The 19795-nt window shown below is 68.0% G+C and carries 18 protein-coding genes; 14 read left to right on the top strand and 4 right to left on the bottom strand.

Annotation, left to right across the window (positions count from 1 at the left end; genetic code table 11):
- Positions 1-41 precede the first annotated feature (41 nt).
- The 3 genes from ABIB14_RS03715 to ABIB14_RS03725 are packed head-to-tail and all read right to left on the bottom strand — an operon-like array spanning position 42 to position 3615.
- Positions 42-1751, bottom strand: coding sequence for a DUF885 domain-containing protein (locus ABIB14_RS03715; RefSeq protein WP_354234163.1), 1710 nt, complete (start codon positions 1749-1751; stop codon positions 42-44).
- Positions 1752-1804: 53 nt separating this feature from the next.
- Positions 1805-2035 carry an acyl-CoA carboxylase subunit epsilon gene (locus ABIB14_RS03720; RefSeq protein WP_354234164.1) on the bottom strand — a complete coding sequence of 77 codons (231 nt, stop codon included), beginning with the start codon at positions 2033-2035 and terminating at the stop codon, positions 1805-1807.
- Positions 2032-3615 carry an acyl-CoA carboxylase subunit beta gene (locus tag ABIB14_RS03725; protein ID WP_354234165.1) on the bottom strand — a complete coding sequence of 528 codons (1584 nt, stop codon included), beginning with the start codon at positions 3613-3615 and terminating at the stop codon, positions 2032-2034. Before ABIB14_RS03725 ends, ABIB14_RS03720 begins: the two co-directional genes overlap by 4 nt.
- Before the next feature lie 240 nt (positions 3616-3855).
- On the opposite strand from ABIB14_RS03725, the gene ABIB14_RS03730 reads away from it, so the two are divergent.
- The 13 genes from ABIB14_RS03730 (at position 3856) to gatB (ending at position 17578) form a co-directional block, all read left to right on the top strand.
- The gene (locus ABIB14_RS03730; RefSeq protein WP_354234166.1) at positions 3856-4758 is read left to right on the top strand and encodes an SDR family oxidoreductase; all 903 of its coding nucleotides are present in this window, start codon (positions 3856-3858) and stop codon (positions 4756-4758) included.
- Between the two features lie 71 nt (positions 4759-4829).
- Positions 4830-5750, top strand: a complete 921-nt coding sequence (locus tag ABIB14_RS03735; RefSeq protein WP_354234167.1) for a biotin--[acetyl-CoA-carboxylase] ligase — start codon at positions 4830-4832, stop codon at positions 5748-5750.
- Positions 5743-6339 carry a PH domain-containing protein gene (locus ABIB14_RS03740; RefSeq protein WP_354234168.1) on the top strand — a complete coding sequence of 199 codons (597 nt, stop codon included), beginning with the start codon at positions 5743-5745 and terminating at the stop codon, positions 6337-6339. The genes ABIB14_RS03735 and ABIB14_RS03740 overlap by 8 nt, the downstream gene beginning before the upstream one ends.
- Positions 6340-6454: 115 nt before the next feature.
- Entirely contained in the window at positions 6455-7609 is a 1155-nt protein-coding gene (locus ABIB14_RS03745; RefSeq protein WP_502909606.1) for an adenylate/guanylate cyclase domain-containing protein, read from the top strand.
- 197 nt (positions 7610-7806) lie between these two features.
- A complete protein-coding gene (locus tag ABIB14_RS03750) occupies positions 7807-8700 on the top strand; it encodes a PP2C family protein-serine/threonine phosphatase (protein ID WP_354234170.1) in 894 nt (297 codons plus the stop codon).
- Positions 8701-8851: 151 nt separating this feature from the next.
- Positions 8852-11110 (top strand): NAD-dependent DNA ligase LigA, encoded by a 2259-nt coding sequence (gene ligA, locus ABIB14_RS03755; RefSeq protein WP_354234421.1) that lies wholly within the window; start codon positions 8852-8854, stop codon positions 11108-11110.
- Positions 11107-11937, top strand: a complete 831-nt coding sequence (locus tag ABIB14_RS03760; RefSeq protein WP_354234172.1) for an inositol monophosphatase family protein — start codon at positions 11107-11109, stop codon at positions 11935-11937. The genes ligA and ABIB14_RS03760 overlap by 4 nt, the downstream gene beginning before the upstream one ends.
- Positions 11938-12106: 169 nt before the next feature.
- Positions 12107-12460 carry a VOC family protein gene (locus ABIB14_RS03765; RefSeq protein ID WP_354234173.1) on the top strand — a complete coding sequence of 118 codons (354 nt, stop codon included), beginning with the start codon at positions 12107-12109 and terminating at the stop codon, positions 12458-12460.
- A 351-nt stretch (positions 12461-12811) separates the two neighbouring features.
- Complete coding sequence (locus ABIB14_RS03770; RefSeq protein WP_354234174.1) at positions 12812-13315, top strand: GNAT family N-acetyltransferase; 504 nt, start codon at positions 12812-12814, stop codon at positions 13313-13315.
- Between the two features lie 137 nt (positions 13316-13452).
- Positions 13453-13974, top strand: a complete 522-nt coding sequence (locus tag ABIB14_RS03775) for a hypothetical protein (protein ID WP_354234175.1) — start codon at positions 13453-13455, stop codon at positions 13972-13974.
- A 197-nt stretch (positions 13975-14171) separates the two neighbouring features.
- Positions 14172-14468 carry an Asp-tRNA(Asn)/Glu-tRNA(Gln) amidotransferase subunit GatC gene (gene gatC, locus ABIB14_RS03780; RefSeq protein ID WP_354234177.1) on the top strand — a complete coding sequence of 99 codons (297 nt, stop codon included), beginning with the start codon at positions 14172-14174 and terminating at the stop codon, positions 14466-14468.
- 3 nt (positions 14469-14471) lie between these two features.
- Positions 14472-16073 carry an Asp-tRNA(Asn)/Glu-tRNA(Gln) amidotransferase subunit GatA gene (gatA, locus tag ABIB14_RS03785; RefSeq protein WP_354234178.1) on the top strand — a complete coding sequence of 534 codons (1602 nt, stop codon included), beginning with the start codon at positions 14472-14474 and terminating at the stop codon, positions 16071-16073.
- The gene (gene gatB, locus ABIB14_RS03790; RefSeq protein ID WP_354234179.1) at positions 16073-17578 is read left to right on the top strand and encodes an Asp-tRNA(Asn)/Glu-tRNA(Gln) amidotransferase subunit GatB; all 1506 of its coding nucleotides are present in this window, start codon (positions 16073-16075) and stop codon (positions 17576-17578) included. The genes gatA and gatB overlap by 1 nt, the downstream gene beginning before the upstream one ends.
- Before the next feature lie 94 nt (positions 17579-17672).
- Here gatB and ABIB14_RS03795 read toward each other — a convergent pair whose 3' ends face one another.
- On the bottom strand, positions 17673-18578 hold the full coding sequence (locus tag ABIB14_RS03795) for a LysR family transcriptional regulator (RefSeq protein WP_354234180.1): 906 nt from the start codon (positions 18576-18578) through the stop codon (positions 17673-17675).
- 159 nt (positions 18579-18737) lie between these two features.
- Between ABIB14_RS03795 and tdh the strand changes: the two genes are divergently transcribed.
- Positions 18738-19784 (top strand): L-threonine 3-dehydrogenase, encoded by a 1047-nt coding sequence (gene tdh, locus ABIB14_RS03800; protein ID WP_354234181.1) that lies wholly within the window; start codon positions 18738-18740, stop codon positions 19782-19784.
- Positions 19785-19795: the final 11 nt, after the last annotated feature.

The raw sequence follows: 19795 nt of genomic DNA on the forward strand, positions 1-19795 counted from the left end.
TCACACCAACGGCCTGGGGGAGCAGGCATCCGGCCAACGACCTACCCCAGCAGCGCCCGTTTCAGGGTGTCCAACCCTACGGATCCCATGTTGAGCGCCTTGGTGTGGAACGCCTTGAGGTCAAAGCCAGGCCGGGATTCGAGCTCGGCGCGGATCTGCTCCCAGAGCCGCTGGCCCACCTTGTACGACGGCGCCTGGCCCGGCCAGCCGAGGTAGCGGGTGAACTCGAAGGTGAGCTGGCCCCCGCTGATGTCGAGGTTCTGCTTGAGGAACCCATAGCCCGTCTCCGGCGTCCAGGTGCCCGACCCCCAGCGCTCGGGGACCTCCAGCTCCAGGTGCACGCCGATGTCGAACACCACCCGGGCCGCGCGCATCCGCTGCATGTCGAGCATGCCCATGTGGTCACCCGGATCCTTCAAATAGCCGAGCTCCTGCATGAGCTTCTCGGCGTAGAGCGCCCAGCCTTCGCCGTGGCCCGAGGTCCAGCAGACATTGCGGCGCCACTTGTTCAACAGTTCGCGGCGGTAGGTGGCGGTGGCGACCTGGAGGTGGTGGCCCGGCACGCCCTCATGGTAGACAGTGGTGGTCTCGGACCAGGTGGTGAAGGTGTCTTCGCCCGGCGGCACTGACCACCACATGCGGCCCGGCCGGCTGAAGTCGTCCGAGGGCCCGGTGTAGTAGATGCCGCCTTCCTGGGTCGGGGCAATCTTGCATTCGAGCGTCGTCATGATGTCCGGGATGTCGAAGTGCACACCGGCGAGGTCGGCCACCGCCTTGTCGGAGCGTTCCTGCATCCAGGCCCGGAGGGCGTCCGTCCCCTTGAGCTGCCGGGACGGGTCGTTGTTCAGGATTTCCTTGGCCTCTTCGACCGTGGCTCCAGGACGGATCTCGTTGGCTACGCGTTCTTGTTCGGCGATCAGGCGGTCGAGCTCCTGCACGCCCCAGGCGTAAGTTTCCTCGAGGTCCACCGTGGCGCCCAGGAAGGAGCGGGACGCCAGGGTGTAACGTTCACGGCCCACGGCGTCCTTCTCCGGGGCGGCCGGCAGCAGCTCGGCTTCGAGGAACCCGGCCAGCCGGGAGTACGCCGCGCGGGCGGCGGCAGCGCCGGCGTCGAGCGTGGACTGCACCGCTGCGGGGAGCGGACCCTCTGCGGTTGCGGCGCCGGCCGCCAGTGCGGCGAAGAAGCCGTCGTCGGCGGCGTGTCTGGTGGCTTGCTCGATCACGATCCGCACCTGGCGGGCGGCGGCAACCTTGCCGCCTTCCTTAGCGGAGCGCAGCGACGCGACGTAGCCGTCCAAGGCGGCCGGGACGTTGTGGGCACGTCCGGCGATGTGATCCCACTGCGCGGCGGTGTCCGTCGGCATGAGGTCGAAGATCGCGCGGATCTCCTGGGCGGGGGAGGCGATGTTGTTCAGATCGGCCAGGTCCCAACCGGAATGGTGGATTTCCAGTTGCAGGCCCAGGCGCTCGCGCATCGCATCGAGGGTGACCGCGTCGACGTCGTCAACCGGCTCGAGCCCGTCGAGGGCGGAGAGGGTGTCGCGCGCGGCGGCGGCGAGGTCCCGGTGACCGGCGGGCGAGTAGTCCGGGTACTCGGTTTCGTGGCCGGGCAGCCCGAGCTCGGTGGCGAAACTCGGGTTAAGCCGGATCAGGGTGTCCGTGAAGGCGTCGGCGACGGCGTCGATCGCGGTCTGCGGGCGCGCTGGAGCCGGGCTGGCGGGCGTGCTGTTCTCATTGGGTTCGATAGTCACCCGAACGAGACTAGCCGGGGCGCGGCGGTTATGAAAGGTTTGCTGAACTTTTCCTAGCCGCGGCTGCGCTTCCATGACCCGGGGCCGGGCTTCGGCGCCAGCTTCAGCTGCTGCCGGCGGATCCAGTGCCGCACGCCCGGCTTCGCTGGCCCCGCGGTTTCGCCGCTGCCGAGGGAGAGGACGACGGCGGTCAGCGCCGCGAGTTCCTCCGCCGTCGGCTCGCCTTTGACGACGGCGAGCAACGGCTGTTCCGCGGGTCCTGCACCCGTTTCGGCCGGCGTCACAGCGGGATGTTCCCGTGTTTCTTGGCGGGCAGGCTGGCGCGCTTGTCCCGCAGCGCCCGCAGGCCCTTGATGATCTGGAGGCGGGTCTCGGACGGGGCGATCACCGCGTCCACGTAGCCCAGCTGGGCGGCCTGGTACGGGTTCAGCAGCTCCTCCTCATACTGCCGGATGACGTCCGCGCGCTTGGCCTCGACGTCGCCGCCGGCCTCCGCGACCGCGGCGAGTTCGCGGCGGTACAGGATGTTGACTGCGCCCTGGGCGCCCATGACGCCAATCTGCGCGGTGGGCCACGCCAGGTTGAGGTCGGCGCCGAGCTTCTTGGAGCCCATGACGATGTAGGCGCCGCCGTAGGCCTTGCGGGTGATGACGGTCAGCTTCGGCACGGTGGCCTCGGCGTAGGCGTATAGCAGTTTGGCGCCGCGTCGGATGATTCCCTGGAACTCCTGGTCCTTGCCCGGCAGGAAGCCCGGCACGTCCACGATCGTGATGATGGGGATGTTGAAGGCGTCGCAGTGCCGCACGAATCGGGCCGCCTTTTCCGAGGCGGCAATGTCCAGGGTGCCGGCGAACTGCATCGGCTGGTTGGCTACGATGCCCACGGTGTGGCCCTCGACGCGGCCGTAGCCGATCATCACGTTCGGGGCGTAGAGCGACTGCATCTCCAGGAAGTGCGCATCGTCGACGATCTGTTCGATCACCTTGCGCATGTCGTACGGCTGGTTGGCGGAGTCCGGGATGAGGACGTCCAGGGCCAGATCGTCGTCGTCGACCTCCGGCTGCTGGCTGTGCTCCAACACGGGAGACTCGGCCAGGTTGTTGGAGGGCAGGAAGTCCAGCAGTTCGCGGACAAACTCAACGGCGTCCGCCTCATCCGCGGCCAGGTAGGTGGAGGTGCCGGTGTTGGCGTTGTGCTGGCGGGCGCCGCCCAGGGTCTCCATGTCCACGTCTTCCCCGGTGACGGTCTTGATCACGTCCGGGCCGGTGATGAACATGTGCGAGGTCTTGTCCACCATGACCACGTAGTCGGTCAGAGCGGGGGAGTAGGCGGCGCCGCCGGCGGAGGGACCCATGATGAGCGAGATCTGCGGGACGACGCCGGACGCGTGGACGTTGTTGCGGAAGATGTCCGCGAACATGGCCAGCGAGGCGACGCCTTCCTGGATCCGGGCGCCGCCGCCGTCGAGGATGCCGACCACCGGGCAGCCGTTGCGGAGCGCGAACTCCTGAACTTTGACGATTTTCTCGCCGTTGACCTGGCTCAGCGAGCCGCCATAGACGGAGAAGTCCTGGCTGTAGACGGCCACGGGGCGGCCGTCGACGGTGCCGTAGCCGGAGACCAGGCCGTCGCCCAGCGGCTTCTTCTTTTCCATCCCGAACGCGGTGGAGCGGTGCACGGCGAGCGCGTCGAACTCGACGAAGGAACCGGCGTCGAGCAGCAGGTCGATGCGCTCGCGGGCGGTGCCCTTGCCCCGAGCGTGCTGCTTCTGGATCGCTTCCGGGCCGGACGGCTGCTCGGCACGGGCCTGGCGGTCGCGGAAATCGGCTATCTTTCCCGCGGTCGTGGTCAGATCGTGGCTCATCAAGTGTCTCCGGCTCTGTTGTTCTTTGCGGTTGTTCGTTACGGCTCTCGCTGGCCCGTGCGGGAAGCTTAAGTGGGTTCCACACAAAAACGTGGCCGTGCTGGCAAGTCTAGTGAGGGTATTCGCCTGAACCGCTGTAGAAAACCTACAATTTTCGCTCCGGCCCTCGCCGGATCGGCCGCGGTCAGCCACCGCGGGCCCCGGATGTTACTGGCCAGTAACGCAGGCTAAGGTGTGCTTATGACTTCAGGCAACGATGCTTCGGGCACCTCGCAATCCCACCGGCAGGGGCCCTACCGGACCTCGGCGTCCCTTCAGGGCCGTACCATCCTGATGTCCGGCGGCAGCCGCGGGATCGGCCTCGCGATCGCCACCCGCGCCGCCCGGGACGGCGCCAAGATCGTGCTGCTGGCCAAGACCGGCCAGCCGCACGCCAAGCTCGAGGGCACCGTGTACTCCGCCGCCGAGCAGATCGAGGCGGCCGGGGGACAGGCGCTGCCGCTGGTCGGCGATGTGCGCAACGACGACGACGTCGCCGGCGCAGTTGCCGCCGCCGTCGAACGCTTCGGCGGAATCGACATTGTCATCAACAACGCCTCGGCGATCGACCTGTCCAAGACCGACGGCATGGACATGAAGCGCTACGACCTCATGCAGGACATCAACGTCCGCGGCGCCTTCCTACTCAGCAAACTCGCGCTGCCCGCGCTGCGCGAGTCCGAGGCCGGGCAGATCCTCACGCTCTCGCCGCCGCTGAACCTGGACCCCAAGTGGGCCGGCATGCACCTGGCGTACACCATGGCCAAGTACGGCATGAGCCTGACCACCCTGGGCCTCGCCGAGGAACTCAAGGTGGACGGCATCAACGTGAACTCCCTCTGGCCCTGCACCCTGATCGACACCGCTGCAGTCCGCAATATGCCCGGCGGCGAACGGATTGTCCGCGGTGCGCGCGGCCCGCACATTATGGCCGACGCGGCGCACGCCGTGCTGACTGCCAGCAACGCGATCCCGGCTTCCGGCAGCTGGAGCGGCAATTTCTACACCGACGAACAGGTGTTGGCCGCGGCCGGGGTCACGGACTTCTCGTCCTACAGCCTGGGCGCGCCGGAAGACCAGCTGGTTCCTGACATCTTCCTCTGAATTCTGCCGGACCCGCGGCCGGTCCCGGCCGCCCCGGCGCCACGGGACCGGTTCCTCGGTAGGATTCAAGCATGGAAGCCGCGCAGGAGATACCGGACCGTCCGCCCCTGGATCAGGGCGCCCTCAGCGACGCCGCGTTCCTGGCGGCCAATGGCATCCCGCAGTTGGCCGTGGTGGAGTCCACCGGCTCCACCAACGCGGACCTGCTGCGCGGGGCGAGCGAGGACCCCCGGGCCTGGCCGGACCTGGCCGTGCTCACGGCCGAGTACCAGAGCGCGGCCCGGGGCCGCCTGGACCGGCGTTGGGAAGCCCCGGCCCGCAGCTCCCTCGCCGTCTCGGTCGTACTCCGGCCGGTCAACGCGGAGGGCCGGCCGCTGCCCACCCAGTGCTATTCCTGGCTCTCGCTGCTCGCAGCGCTGGCGTTGCGGGAGGCGCTGCTGGACACGGCAGGGATCCCGGCCGAGCTCAAATGGCCTAACGATGTGCTGATCCGCGGGAAGAAGATCGCCGGGATCCTTGCACAACTGGGCCCGATGGGCGACGGCGCCGTGCCCCCCGTGGTGCTCGGCACCGGCCTCAACGTCACCCTCACCCGGTCCGAACTGCCCGTTCCCACCGCCACGTCGGTACTGCTGGAACAGGCCGCCACGGTGGACAGGACAACCCTGCTCAAGAGCTACCTGTCGCGTTTCGCGACGCTCTACCGCAGCTTTTGCAACGCCGACGGCGACCCCGCCGCGGGACTGGCAGGCGGACCTTCCCTGCACCACCGGGTGGAGCACGCGCTGACCACCCTCGGCAGGCAGGTCCGCGCCCACCTCCCCGGCGACAACGAGATCATTGGCCATGCCACCCGGCTGGATGAATATGGCTCCCTGCTGGTGGTGGACTCCGGCGGGCACGAGCACGTGGTGACCGCCGGCGACGTCGTGCACCTGCGCCCCTGGACCCCTCCCGGCGAAGCCGGGCGCAGCGAAAGCGGCTATGCGTAAACAGCTCTTCCCGGGCGAGCAAGTGATAATCGTGACCCGCCCCCAGCCCCGGAAGCTGATTGTTCCGGCCCTGCTGTTCATCCTGATTACCGCCCTGGCCGCTTACGCCAGTGCCTGGATAGTGAAAGGCGGCCCGGCCAAGCTCGTACCGCTCATCACGTCGGACTGGACGCCCTGGCTGATCGGCGCCTGCCTGGCGCCGGCCGCCTGGGCTGTGATTGCCTACTGCGTGCCCAAGCTGGTGAGCTGGCAGGCCAGCCGCTACATCCTGACCAGCCGGCGCCTGGTGGCCCGTTACGGCATTTTGCGACGGCGGGACCAGCAGGTTCCGCTGGCCGCAGTCCGTAATGTGTTCGTCGAACAGACGCTGCTTCAACGGACCCTGCGGTCCGGGACTATATCCTTGGATACCGGGTACCCCTCCAACACGTTGGTTCCGGACGTCCCCGAGGTCATGACGTTCCGTGAATTCATCCTCGACGCGATCGACGAACTTCCGGAGGGCGAACCACTTGAGGCCGACGACACGGTGCACGGCTCCGGCGAATGGCCGTGGGACATGAGGGAAGGTGGAAGAGATGAACGCTGACAACGCGCACCCTGACACCGGACTCCTGGCGGCCGGGCCCTCCGGCCTCCCCGAGGTGGCCTTCGACGCGCCTGGGCTCGCAGCGGCGGCACCCGATTCCGTCGGCCCGGAAGAGATGGCCAACGGCCACCGCACGTCTGTTTCGGCCGATGGCAGGGCCGACGACGCCGACGCTGCCGGCCCGGAGGTTGCGGAGGCTCCGGCTGGCGCCCCTGCCACCGGCGCCATGTCTACGGATCGCCTCGCTGCCAAAGCCCTGGAGCAGCGTCTGCTGGGCGGCGAACGCAAGCTGCGCCGCCGCGAGGTGGCCGCTGGGGCCGGGCTCTCGCTGCTGTCCGCCCGGAAACTCTGGCGCGCACTCGGGTTCCCTAACCTGGGCGATGAGGACGTTGCGTTCACGGAGCGGGACCAGACCGCACTGAACACGATTGTGGACCAGGTCCGGACCGGAAAACTCACCGAAGAAGCAGCCATCTCGGTCACCCGCGCCATCGGCCAGATGACGGACCGCATGGTGGTCTGGCAGATCGAGGCCCTGGTCGAGGACATGGTCCACCAGCAGGGCGTCACCGACGCCGTGGCCCGCAAGCGGCTGGTCGAAGAGTTGCCCGCCCTGGTGGACGCCTTGGAGGAAATGCTGGTCTACTCCTGGCGGCGACAGCTCAACGCCGGAGTGCAGCGCCTCGCCGTGCGCGCCGAGGCCGGGCTGGCCTCGAGCGAGGAGGGCCGCGAAGGGGACGAGGACGACGCCCCATTGCCGCTGGCGCGGGGCGTCGGGTTCGCCGACCTGGTCTCCTACACCAGCCTGTCCCGCCGGATGAACGAAAAGACGCTCGCCCAACTGGTGCAGCGCTTCGAAAACAAGTGCGCCGAGATCATCTCCGTCGGCGGTGGACGCCTCGTGAAGACGGTCGGCGATGAAGTGCTGTACATTGCTGAGACTCCCGCGGCCTGCGCGGAGATCTCGCTGGCACTTTCGCAGGCGTTCAACGAGGATGAGATCCTGCCGCAGGCCCGCGTCGCCATGGTGTGGGGCCGCATCCTCTCGAGGCTGGGCGACATCTACGGGCCGACCGTGAACCTGGCGGCCCGGCTCACTTCGCTGGCCGATCCGGGCACCGTGCTGGTGGACTCCATGACGGCCGCCGCGTTGGAACAGGATGAACGCTTCGTGCTGCTGCCCCGGGCCGCGGAGAATGTGCGCGGCTTCGGCGAAATCCACCCCGTGGAGCTGCAGCGCGGCCGCGGGAAGGGCCTGGTCGTGGACTAGGTGCCGGCAAAAGGCGCCTAGAAGCATGACCCGTTCGGCGCGGGACGCACCTCGCAGGCGCAAGACCCGGTACTATCCCGGTAGCGCATTCGGACACCGGCCGCATCCGCGGCGCACTCGCTCCTGGCGGAAACCGCCTGGGCACGCACCGGATCCAGCGGACACCTCGGTGACCGCTCCTACTATCTAGGACAGGCATGACATCCCAGCCGGCTTCCGTTCCCCCCGCCGGGGCTTATGGTTCCTCGCCCGGAACCGCCTCCAGCGCAGCTTCCAGCAGTGACCCGAACAGGGCCCCCAGCAATGACCCGAACAGCGTCCCCGGCAGTGCTCCCAGCCTGCGGCTGAGGTTCGGCTGCGGGACGGACCGCGGCCTGCACCGTGCGATGAACGAGGACTCGTTCATCGCCGCGGACCCCGTCTTCGCCGTTGCCGATGGCATGGGCGGCCACGAGGCCGGCGAGGTCGCGAGCGGCATTTGCGTCCGCACCCTCGCCGAGATGCCTCAGCTCGCGACGGGGCAGCGGGATGCCACCGCCGCCGTCGTCCAGCAGTACCTGCTGCAGGCCGACGCCGGCATCCGCGAGGCAACCGGCTCCCGCGCCGGAACTACCCTCTCAGGCGTCGTCGTCGTGGAACAGATGGGCGTCCCATACTGGCTGGTGGTGAACATCGGCGACTCGCGCACCTACCGGCTCAGCCACGGCAAGCTCAGCCAGGTCAGTGTGGACCACTCCGAGGTGCAGGAACTGGTGGATGCCGGCGAGATCACACCGGCTGAAGCCGCGGTACACCCTCGCCGCCATGTGGTGACCCGGGCGCTGGGCACCGGCGACGAGACGGCCGCCGACTACCGGTTGCTGCCCGTCGAGGAAGGCGACCGTATCCTGGTCTGCTCGGACGGGCTCAACGGCGAACTCGACGACCAGAACATCGCCCGGATCCTGGGCTCGGAGTCGGACCCGCAGGCGGCCGTGGACGAGCTGATCCGGGCGGCCCTGCGCAGCGGCGGCCGCGATAACGTGACCTGCATCGTGGTGGACTCCAGCACCCCTGCCAACGTCGAGGCCGCCCGGGCCGCTCCGGCGTAGGACGGCGCTTCCTCGGCGGGACCGGGCGAGGGTAATTAGGCCCGGCACCGGGGAATTCTGACCGGACAATGTCGGCGATGTGAGGCAGGATAGGTCTGTGAGCACAGGGAAGACTGCAGTAGAAACCGACCTTAACGGCACTGCCGGGGAGATGGTCCCCTCCGGGGCCGTGCGCGAAGAGTACGAGGTCCTGGTCGAAGCGGTCCGCAAGCACCGTTTCGCGTACTACCAGGAAGACGCCCCGATCGTCTCCGACGCCGAGTTTGACGAGCTCTTCCGGCGGCTGCAAACCATCGAGGCCATCCACCCGGAACTGGTGGCCAACGATTCCCCCACCCAGGAGGTGGGCGGCGAGGTGTCCGCAGCCTTCGCCGCCGTCGAACACCTGACCCGGATGTACAGCCTCGAAGACGTCTTCTCGCTTGAGGAGCTTGAGGCCTGGATCGCCAAAGCCGAGGCCGGCATCGCCAAGTTGGGCAACGGCGGCAACCCGGCGTCGTGGCTCACCGAACTCAAGATCGACGGCCTGGCCGTGAACCTGCTCTACCGCGACGGCGTACTGATCCGGGCGGCCACCCGCGGCGACGGCTTCACGGGGGAGGACATCACCCACAACGTCCTGACCATCAAGGAAATCCCGCAGCAGCTCACCGGCGAAAATTTTCCGGCCGAGATGGAGATCCGCGGCGAGGTCTTCATCCCGTCCCAGGCGTTCGCGGACTTCAACGACACACTGATCGCCGCCGGCAAGGCTCCGCTGGCCAACCCGCGAAACGCCGCCGCCGGCTCGCTGCGGCAGAAAGACCCGGCGGAAACCGCCAAGCGTCCGCTTAAGATGTACGTGCACGGCATCGGCGCCCGCGAAGGGCTGGCTACGCTCAGTCAGTCGGACACCTACCGCCAGCTCGCCGCCTGGGGGCTGCCCACCAGCCCCTACTTCGAGGTGTTGCCCGGCCGGAAGGAAGTCCTTGACTTCATCCGGCGCTACGGCGACAAACGGCACAGCCTGAGTCATGAAATCGACGGCATCGTGGTCAAGGTGGACGACCTGGCCACCCAGCGGGCCCTCGGCTATACCTCGCGGGTACCGCGCTGGGCCGTGGCCTACAAGTACCCGCCCGAGGAGGTCAACACCAAACTTCTGGACATCGCCGTCAATGTGGGCCGCACCGGCCGGGTCACCCCCTACGGCGTGATGGTGCCGGTCAAGGTGGCCGGCTCCACGGTGGAGATGGCCACCCTGCACAACCAAGCTGTCGTCAAGGCCAAGGGCGTCAAGATCGGCGACATCGTCGTGCTGCGCAAGGCCGGCGACGTCATCCCGGAAATCGTCGGTCCCGTGCTGGCCCTCCGCGACCAGCAGGACCCGCCGGTCCGCGACTTCATCATGCCCACCGAATGCCCCGCCTGCGGCACGCCGCTGGCGCCGGCCAAGGAAGGCGACGTGGACATCCGCTGCCCCAACGCCCGGTCCTGCCCGGCGCAGTTGCGCGAACGGGTCTTTCACCTGGCCGGCCGCGGCGCCTTCGACATCGAAGCCCTCGGCTGGGAAGCGGCCATCGCCCTGACCCAGCCGGCCCAACCCGACGTCGCGCCGCTCACCAGCGAGGCGACACTGTTCGGGCTCACCCCGGAGGACCTCGCCGGGGTCCGGATCCGCCGCGAAAAGCGGTCCAAGGGCGTGGCGACCGGTGAATTCGAACTCGTCCCCTATTTCTATACCAAGGGCACCGCCAAGGCCCCGTCCAAGCCGACCGCCACCACCGACAAGCTCTTCAACGAACTGGAAAAGGCCAGGACCCAGCCGCTGTGGCGCGTCCTCGTGGCGCTGTCCATTCGGCATGTGGGCCCGCGGGCGTCCCGGGCCCTGGCCACCGCCTTCGGGAGCATGGATGCGATCCGGCAAGCCTCTGAGGAGGAACTTGCCCACGTCGACGGCGTCGGTCCGGTTATTGCTGTGGCGCTGAAGGACTGGTTCGCCGAGGACTGGCACCGCGAGATCGTGGACACCTGGGCGGCCGACGGCGTCCGGATGAAGGACGAGCGCGACGAGTCCACCCCTCGGACCCTTGAGGGCCTGACAGTGGTGGTCACCGGCAGCCTGGAAGGATTCAGCCGGGACGAGGCCAAGGAGGCGATCCTGATCCGCGGCGGCAAGGCGGCAGGCTCCGTCTCGAAGAACACCAGCTATGTGGTGGCCGGAGATAACGCGGGCACCAAGCTGGACAAGGCCGAACAGCTGGGCCTCCCGGTCCTGGACGAGGACGGGTTCCGTGCGTTGCTCGCCGGCGGGCCGGCCGGCCTCGGCGAGGGGTCCCGCATGGCGGACGGCGCCGAGGCTGAGGCCGAGGCTGAGGCCGAGGCTCTGGCCGCGGACGACGGCGAAGACCACCAGGAGACGGCCGAATGACTACCGGCCCGGCCGATTTTCCCGAGCCGGCGGCGTTCCTTGATCTGGCCAGGCGGGCAGCCGCCGCCGGCGCCGCGGTGCTGGCCGGACGGAGCGGCGCCGCGTTGGACATCAGCAACAAGGGTGACTCGGGGGACTGGGTCACGGCCTTCGATCTCGCGGCCGAGGCCGCCGTCCGCGAGGTCATTACCAGTGCACGGCCCGCGGACGCGATCACCGGCGAGGAGGGCGGCACCGTGCTGCCCGACACCCTGAGCGGTTTCCGCTGGTCAGTCGACCCGCTCGACGGCACCACCAACTTCATCCGCAACATCGTCTACTACGGCACCTCGGTGGCGGTGGCCGGCCCCGACGGCGCCTGGCTGGCCGGCGTCGTCCACGCCCCGGCGCTGGGACGGGTCTACTACGCCTCCCGCGGCGCAGGCGCGTGGCTGGAAGAGAACGGGCAGCGCACGCCGCTCAGCGGCCCGGTGCCGGGCCGGACCGGGCAGCTCCTCGCGACGGGCTTCAGCTATGACCCGGCGGTGCGGGCCGAGCAGACCGCCGGCCTGGGCGGACTCATGGACGGCTTCGCGGACGTCCGCCGGCTGGGATCCGCGGCGTTGGACCTCTGCCTCGTCGCTGACGGCACGCACGACGCGTACGGCGAACGCGGCCTCAACGAACACGACTTCGCCGCCGGCGCACTAATCGCGGAAGAGGCCGGCTGCTGGGTCCGGCGTCCCCGGCTCACCAGTGTCCTCGAAGGCGGCCCCGCCGACGAGGAACGGCTCGCCGCCTGGACCTGCGCCGGGCCCCTTGAACTCTCCGGCAGATTCCCGCTCTGACCGGGCCACACTCAGACGGACGCACCCTCTCCCTGCGGCTTGCTTCTTCGTCAAACCCGCATAGCGGGCGCGGAATGGTTGGGCCGGCTCCCGGCAGATCGGATCTGCCGGAACGCGCCGGGACCCTATAGCGTGTGGACCTACATCCGTTGCTGACAGGAGTACCGACATGCGAGCGACAAGCATCGTGGCGAACCTTCGAGTGGCCAACGTCGAGGCGGCGAAAGGATTTTATACCGACTTCCTCGGGCTCAGTACCGAGGAGTTCAACATGGGCTGGGTGGCCCGCTACACCTCGCCCGACACGCCGGCGGACGTCCAGCTCGTGGTGCGGGACGCCACCGCACGCGAAGACGCGGTCATCTCCGTCTTGACGGACGACATCGAGGAGGCTTATGCACAAGCGCAGCAACTCGGTTACGAGATCGTGCATCCACTAACGACAGAGCCATGGGGGCACCGCCGCTTCTTTGTCCGGTCACCGGACGGAAACGTCATCAACGTCGGCTACCACCGGGACTGAACCCGTTGGCCGCCGTTAGCTACACTGATCCTGCTGATGCCCCGACTGAAAACTCGACGTGGCCGATGTCTGGTGTGGGGGCCTGCCTGGCCGGTACGGTGCACGCCGGGTTTTAGCTTGTACTGGGCCGTCGGCGGGAAATGGCTTCTGGCCACTGTCGGCCAATGTGCGGTCCAGCTCGGCGTCGAAGCCCTGCCTGGGGCCGGGCTCGTACATGGCATATCCGTGCGCCGCGGACCTGGGACGCTCGGCCACGGGCGCAGTTCATCCGTGCCCGCCCGTCCCTGATAGTTCAGTCACGGAAACGGCCCGTTGGTGCTCGGCCGGCGCCTGCGCCCCTACCATGGATAGGTGCCTTCGCAGATCCTCATTCGCCCCGCCGTCCCGGCCGACTACGACGCCGTCGCCCGCATCACCCGCGACGCCTACCTGGCCGCGGGCTACTTCGAGGACGCGGACCACCCCTACATGCAGCAGATCCAGCGGGTCGCCCAGCGGCACGAACACGCGACCATCTGGGTGGCGGAGCGCGCCGGACGGGTCGTTGGCTCGGTGACGCTCGCCGTCGCAGGTGAACCGTACGCCGACATCGCGCAGGCGGACGAATTGGAATTCCGGATGCTCGTGGTGGACCCTGCCGTGCAGCGCAGCGGCGCCGGCAAGACGATGGTGCAGGCGATCATCGAGCACGCGAAGTCCCTTCCCGGCATTACCGGCGTGGCACTCACCACCGGCCTGACCTGGGAAAGCGCCCACGGCCTCTACCAAAAGACCGGCTTCCGGCGCGTCCCCGAGCGCGACTGGGTCGTCCCGGACACGGAGATCAAGCTGCTCGTCTACCGCCTGGACCTCTAGCGCCGCACGGGAAAAGCGGCACGGGAAAGCCCGGCACGGGAAAGGCCGCACGGGAAAGCCCGGCTCCGGTAGGGTTTGCAGCGAGAGCATCGTCCCTGACGCACGCCGGGAAGAGTTCGAGTCCGGTTGGAGGTTCCATGGCACCGCACATCCCAGGCACAATAGACGCGAAACTGCTCGGCCTGTATCTTTCGGACCACCTCAGCGGCTCCACTGCCGGCCTCGGCAGGATCGAACGGATGGCCAAGGACTTCACTGACACGCCGGTCCACGCTGAGCTCGTGGGCGTGGCTGCGGAGATCCGGCGGGAGCGTGAACTGCTTCTCGGTCTCATCCATGAGCTGGGCATCCCGCGACGCCCGCACCGGCAGGCCGCCGCCTGGTTGGGAGAGCACGCCGGCCGCCTGAAACTCAACGGCCGGCTGCTGGGCCGCTCGCCAATGACCCTGGTCCTGGAGGCGGAACTGATGCGAGCCGCCGTCCTGGCCAAGATCGGCGGCTGGCAGACGCTGGAGGAGCTCGCGCCGGAACTGGGACTGGACCAGTCCACATACGCCCGCCTCATCGCCGAAGGGCGCCAGCAAATCGAAGCCCTGGGCCGGGTCCACGAGCACGCCCGCATCAACGCCTTCCGCACGCACGGCGACATCACCGGCTAGCTGCGGCCCGGGAAACGCCAACACGGGCCGCGGCATCGGCTGAGCCCGGGAAATATCAACGAGATGGCAGTTCACGGCAGTAATTTCGCGGCAAAGTCAAACATTGCCGGGAACTGCCATTTCGGCGCCGGACGGTGGCAGCGCTGAGACCCACGTAGACTAGAGCGGAAAATAATCCGAACTTGCAGGGGAGATCCATGGCTGCGATCAACCGCGACGACGTCGCGCACCTCGCGCGTCTCGCGCACATCGAGATGAGTGCTGAAGAGCTGGACAGGATGGCCGGCGAGCTCGCCGTCATCGTGGAGTCGGTTAAATCCGTGAGTGAAGCCGCCGGTGATGACGTCCCGGCCACGTCCCACCCGATCCCGCTGACCAACGTGTTCCGCGAGGACGTCGTCGGCCACACCTTCACGGCCGAACAGGCACTTTCCGGCGCCCCCGACGCGTTTGAGGGCCGCTTCAAGGTCCCGGCAATCCTGGATGAGGACTAAGACATGACTGAAACCCACCCCGAGCTGTTCCGCCTCTCCGCAGCCGCGCTCGCCGAGAAGCTCGCCGCGCGCGAGGTCACCGCCGTCGAGGTCACCCAGGCGCACCTGGACCGGATCGCCGCCGTCGACGGCCAAGTCAACGCCTTCCTGCACGTCAACGCCGAGGAAGCCCTCGCCGTCGCCGCCGAGGTGGACGCGATCCGCGCCGCAGGCGGCCCCGCTGCCGAGGAGCTGCACGTCCTCGCCGGCGTCCCGATCGCCGTCAAGGACCTGATCGTCACGATCGGCCAGCCCACCACGGCGGGCTCCAAGATCCTCGAGGGCTGGTACAGCCCCTACGACGCCACAGTGGTGGAGCGCCTCCGCGCCGCCAAGATGCCGATCCTGGGCAAGACCAACCTGGACGAATTCGCCATGGGCTCCTCCACTGAGCACTCCGCGTACGGGCCCACCCACAACCCCTGGGACCTTGAGCGCATCCCCGGCGGTTCGGGCGGCGGCTCGGCTGCCGCCGTCGCGGCCTTCGAAGCCCCGCTTGCCCTCGGCACCGATACCGGCGGTTCCATCCGGCAGCCCGGCGCCGTGACCGGCACCGTCGGAGTCAAGCCCACGTACGGCGGCGTCTCCCGCTACGGTGCCATCGCGATGGCCTCCTCGCTGGACCAGATCGGTCCGGTCTCCCGTACCGTGCTGGATTCGGCCCTGCTGCACCAGCTCATCGGCGGCCACGACCCGCGCGATTCCACTTCGCTGCCGGACCCGCTCGAGGACCTTGTGGCCGCGGCCCGGACCGGCAATGTCGAGGGCATGAAGATCGGCATCATCAAGGAACTCCACGGCGAGGGCTACCAGGCCGGCGTCGAAAACCGCTTCAACGAGGCCCTCAAACTGCTCAAGGGCGCCGGCGCCGAGATCATCGAGGTTTCCTGCCCCAACTTCAAGTACGCGCTGGGCGCGTACTACCTGATCATGCCCTCGGAGGCCTCCTCCAACCTGGCGAAGTTCGACGGCGTCCGGTTCGGCCTGCGCGCGCTGCCCAAGGACGCGCCGCTCACGATCGAACGGGTCATGGCCGCCACCCGCGCCGCCGGCTTCGGCGACGAGGTCAAGCGACGCATCATTCTCGGCACCTACGCGCTCAGCGCCGGCTACTACGACGCCTATTACGGCTCGGCCCAGAAGGTGCGCACCCTGATCCAGCGCGACTTCGACGCCGCGTTCGCCCAGGCCGATGTGCTGATCTCCCCGACGGCGCCGACCACGGCATTCAAGCTCGGAGAGAAGCTCAACGACCCGCTGGCGATGTACCTCAACGACGTCGCCACCATCCCTGCCAACATGGCAGGGGTCCCCGGGCTGTCCCTGCCCGGCGGGCTCGCCGACGAGGACGGACTGCCGGTCGGCGTCCAATTGCTGGCCCCGGCCCGCCAGGACGCCCGGCTCTACCGGGTCGGCGCCGTGCTCGAGTCGCTGCTCGAGGCGCAGTGGGGCGGGCCGCTGCTGGACCGTGCGCCCGCACTGACAGCCCCCTCACCGACTGATTCTTCTACGGCTGGCTCTTCTTCTTCGGCTGGCGCCGCCCTGAGCCACGGAGGTTCACACTAATGACTGACGCAACCCTCAGCTTCGAAGAGGCGATGGAGAAGTACGACCCCGTCCTGGGCTTCGAGGTCCACGTGGAGCTCAACACCAGGACCAAGATGTTCTCCTCTGCGCCCAACGTCTTCGGCGACGAGCCCAACACCAACGTCAACGAGGTGGACCTCGGCATGCCCGGCGTGCTGCCCGTGGTGAACAGGACCGCGATCGAGTCCTCGATCAAGATCGGCCTGGCGCTGAACTGCAAGATCGCAGAGTCCTGCACGTTTGCCCGGAAGCAGTACTTCTACCCGGACACACCCAAAAATTTCCAGACGTCACAGTATGAAGACCCGATTGCCTACGACGGCTACCTGGATGTCGAGCTCTCCGACGGCACCGTGTTCCGCGTCGAGATCGAACGCGCGCACATGGAGGAGGACGCCGGAAAGCTGACCCACATGGGCGGGGCCGCCGGCCGTATCCAGGGCGCGGATTACTCCCTGGTGGATTACAACCGCTCCGGCGTGCCGCTGGTGGAGATCGTGACCAAGCCGATCGAGGGCGCCGGCAGCCGCGCCCCAGAACTCGCCAAGGCCTACGTGGCCGCCGTCCGCGAGATCGTCAAGAACCTCGGCGTCTCGGACGCCAAGATGGAACGCGGGAACGTCCGCTGTGACGCCAACGTCTCGCTCCGCCCGCACGGCCGCGACCGCTTCGGCATCCGCTCGGAGACGAAGAACGTCAACTCGCTGCGCGCCGTCGAACACGCCGTCCGCTACGAGATTCAGCGGCACGCCGCGGTGCTGGACTCCGGCCAGCCCGTCATTCAGGAAACCCGGCACTGGCACGAGGACACCCGCACCACCACCTCGGGCCGGCCGAAGTCCGACGCCGACGATTACCGCTACTTCCCGGAACCGGACCTCGTGCCGATCGTTGCCTCGCGTGAATGGGTCGAGGAGCTTCGGGCCACGCTGCCCGAGCCGCCGGCCGCCCGCCGCAAGCGCCTGCAAGCCGACTGGGGCTACTCCGACCTGGAGTTCCGCGACGTCGTCAACGCGGGTGTCCTGGACGAGATCGAGGAGACCATTGCTGCCGGTGCCACCGCTACTGTGGCCCGCAAGTGGTGGATGGGCGAGATCGTCGGGCGCGCTAAGAACGCCGACGTCGACCCCGGCCAGCTCGGCGTCAAGCCGGCCACCATCGTGGAGTTGAACCGGATGGTCGAGGACGGCAAGATCAACAACAAGATGGCCGCTGAGGTCCTGGACGGCGTCCTCGCCGGCGAGGGCACGCCGGCTGAAATCGTTGAGAAGCGCGGCTTGGCCGTGGTCTCCGACGACGGCCCCCTGCTCGAAGCCATCGACGCAGCCCTCGCCGCGCAGCCCGGCGTCGCGGACAAGATCCGCGGCGGCAAGCTGCAGGCGATCGGCGCGATCGTCGGCGCCGTCATGAAGGCCACCCGCGGCCAGGCCGACGCCGGCCGCGTCAAGGAACTGATCTTGGAGCGCCTCGGCGTCGAAGGCTAACTCCCCGGCCGCCTGCCCAACTAGCTCGCAGTTAAGGCCGTTTTGAGCGCTCAAAACGGCCTTAACTGCGAGCTAGTTGGGTCAAGCGGGGAAATTAGGTGACCAGCCCCGTCATGATGGTCTGCAACGCTTCGCAGACCAACATGACGGACTTGCGTTTAAGGTTCTCCGGGCGGGACAGGATGTCGATCCGGCGCCGGGTGCTGATGCCTTCCAGCGGCTTCAGTACGATCTCCGGGTTCAGCACGGGCCGCGCGGTGTGCCGCGGCAGCAGCCCGATCACGCCGCCGGCCGCCACCAGCGCCGCCACCGTGGAGTAGTCATTGATCCGGTGCACGACGTTCAGTTCGCGGCTGGACACCGCGGCGACAGCGGCGAGCACGTCCGCGGGGGAGTATCCGGCGTGGCTGGTCACCCAGGGTTCGCCGACGACGTCGTCCGCCGTCACCGCCGGCTGCCCGGCGAGCCGGTGTCCGGCCGGCAGGGCCACGTCCAGCGGCTCGTGTGCGAGCGGGATTACCGCGACCCGGTCCTCCGGCCACCGCGGGCTGTGGTCCATCCGGTGCGCCAGAACCAGGTCATAGCGGGCGGTCAGGGCCGGGAAATCCTGCTGGGCAACATCCTCGTCGGATAGCTGGATTCTCGGCTGCCCGGGTTCGGCCAGCAGCCGGGCCAGGGGTCCGAACAAGGCCTGGCCGGCGCTGTGGAACCCGCTCAGTGTTACCGGCGCCACCGGCGAACCGTGGTAAGCGCCGATCGCCATTCTCGCATCGGCCATCGCGCTCACGACGGCGGCCCCCGCATCCGCGAGCACCTGCCCGGCCTCGGTCAGCACCAGGTTCCGGCCCTCCTTCCGGGTCAGCGGCACCTCCACGGACTTCTGCAGCGCGGCGAGTTGTTGGGACACCGCCGAGGGGGTCACCAGGAGCGTTTCCGCGACGGCTTTGACGCTGCCCAGGGCGCCGAGTTCGCGGAGCATTTCGAGCTGGTGAATTTCCATACCTCTATCCTATGAGTAAGAATTATCTAAATCGTCGATTGAGAAAATATCGGTTGTGCTAATGCTTTGCGCCCGGTCTAATGGGGTGAGTTGTCCCACACGAACGCTCTGTAGCCGGCGTAACCAGCACAGCAGCAACCAGCACAGTTAGGCAGGCCCATGAAGGCCCTTTACAAGTCCGGTGCCCACGCGGGATTCGAACTGGTCGACCGCCCGGAGCCTGAAGCCGGGGCCGGGGACGTCAAGATCCGCGTCATCAGCACCGGAATCTGCGGCACGGACCTGCACATCCAGTCGTGGGACGCCTGGGCGCAGGGGATCATCAATGCGCCCCTGATCGCCGGCCACGAGTTCTACGGCGAGGTGGTGGAGGTCGGCGGGGACGTCCGGGACGTCCGGGTCGGCGACCGGGTCTCCGGCGAAGGCCACATTGTCTGCGGGATTTGCCGCAACTGCCGCGCCGGCCGCAAGCAGATGTGCATCAACACCGTCAGCGTCGGCGTGCAGCGCGACGGTGCCTTCGCCGAGTACGTCGTCATCCCGGAAACCAATGTCTGGGTCCACCACGATCCGTCCGTGACCCCGGAGCTCGGAGCGATCTTCGACCCGTTCGGCAACGCCGTCCACACCGCGTTGAGCTTCCCCCTGGTCGGCGAGGACGTGCTGATCACCGGAGCCGGACCCATCGGCCTGATGGCGATCGCCGTCGCCCGCCACGCGGGAGCCCGGAAGATCGCCATCACCGACGTCTCCGCACCGCGCCTGGAACTGGCCCGGCAGCTCGGCGTCGACCTCGCAATCGACGTCTCCACAACGCGCGTCAAGGATGCCCAGCGCGAACTGGGCATGCGTGAAGGCTTCGACATCGGCATGGAAATGTCCGGCCACCCCACCGCGCTGCCTGAGATGATCGAGAACATGAACCACGGCGGCCGGATCGCGATGCTGGGTCTGCCCAGCCGGTCCATCGACATCGACTGGGGCAAGGTGGTCACGCACATGCTGACCATGAAAGGCATCTACGGCCGCGAGATGTTCGAGACCTGGTACGCGATGAGTGCCATGCTGTCCTCCAACCCGGTACTGCGGGCGAACATCTCCGCCGTCGTCACGGACACGCTGCCTGCTGCCGACTGGGAGAAGGGCTTCGAGATTGCCCGGGCCGGCGTGGGCGGCAAGGTCGTGCTCGACTGGACCGGCTTCTAGGCCGCGCCCGT

Origin of the sequence: Arthrobacter sp. UYEF3 (assembly GCF_040546245.1) — a bacterium.
In the GTDB taxonomy this organism is placed as follows: domain Bacteria; phylum Actinomycetota; class Actinomycetes; order Actinomycetales; family Micrococcaceae; genus Arthrobacter.

What these genes read in the sequence shown, in the direction of transcription:
- ABIB14_RS03725 (WP_354234165.1), bottom strand. Translation starts at nt 3,615, where the DNA reads ATGAGCCACGATCTGACCACGACCGCGGGAAAGATAGCCGATTTCCGC.
- ABIB14_RS03730 (WP_354234166.1), top strand. Translation starts at nt 3,856, where the DNA reads ATGACTTCAGGCAACGATGCTTCGGGCACCTCGCAATCCCACCGGCAG.
- ABIB14_RS03735 (WP_354234167.1), top strand. Translation starts at nt 4,830, where the DNA reads ATGGAAGCCGCGCAGGAGATACCGGACCGTCCGCCCCTGGATCAGGGC.
- ABIB14_RS03740 (WP_354234168.1), top strand. Translation starts at nt 5,743, where the DNA reads ATGCGTAAACAGCTCTTCCCGGGCGAGCAAGTGATAATCGTGACCCGC.
- ABIB14_RS03745 (WP_502909606.1), top strand. Translation starts at nt 6,455, where the DNA reads ATGGCCAACGGCCACCGCACGTCTGTTTCGGCCGATGGCAGGGCCGAC.
- ABIB14_RS03750 (WP_354234170.1), top strand. Translation starts at nt 7,807, where the DNA reads ATGACATCCCAGCCGGCTTCCGTTCCCCCCGCCGGGGCTTATGGTTCC.
- ligA (WP_354234421.1), top strand. Translation starts at nt 8,852, where the DNA reads ATGGTCCCCTCCGGGGCCGTGCGCGAAGAGTACGAGGTCCTGGTCGAA.
- ABIB14_RS03760 (WP_354234172.1), top strand. Translation starts at nt 11,107, where the DNA reads ATGACTACCGGCCCGGCCGATTTTCCCGAGCCGGCGGCGTTCCTTGAT.
- ABIB14_RS03765 (WP_354234173.1), top strand. Translation starts at nt 12,107, where the DNA reads ATGCGAGCGACAAGCATCGTGGCGAACCTTCGAGTGGCCAACGTCGAG.
- ABIB14_RS03775 (WP_354234175.1), top strand. Translation starts at nt 13,453, where the DNA reads ATGGCACCGCACATCCCAGGCACAATAGACGCGAAACTGCTCGGCCTG.
- gatC (WP_354234177.1), top strand. Translation starts at nt 14,172, where the DNA reads ATGGCTGCGATCAACCGCGACGACGTCGCGCACCTCGCGCGTCTCGCG.
- gatA (WP_354234178.1), top strand. Translation starts at nt 14,472, where the DNA reads ATGACTGAAACCCACCCCGAGCTGTTCCGCCTCTCCGCAGCCGCGCTC.
- gatB (WP_354234179.1), top strand. Translation starts at nt 16,073, where the DNA reads ATGACTGACGCAACCCTCAGCTTCGAAGAGGCGATGGAGAAGTACGAC.
- ABIB14_RS03795 (WP_354234180.1), bottom strand. Translation starts at nt 18,578, where the DNA reads ATGGAAATTCACCAGCTCGAAATGCTCCGCGAACTCGGCGCCCTGGGC.
- tdh (WP_354234181.1), top strand. Translation starts at nt 18,738, where the DNA reads ATGAAGGCCCTTTACAAGTCCGGTGCCCACGCGGGATTCGAACTGGTC.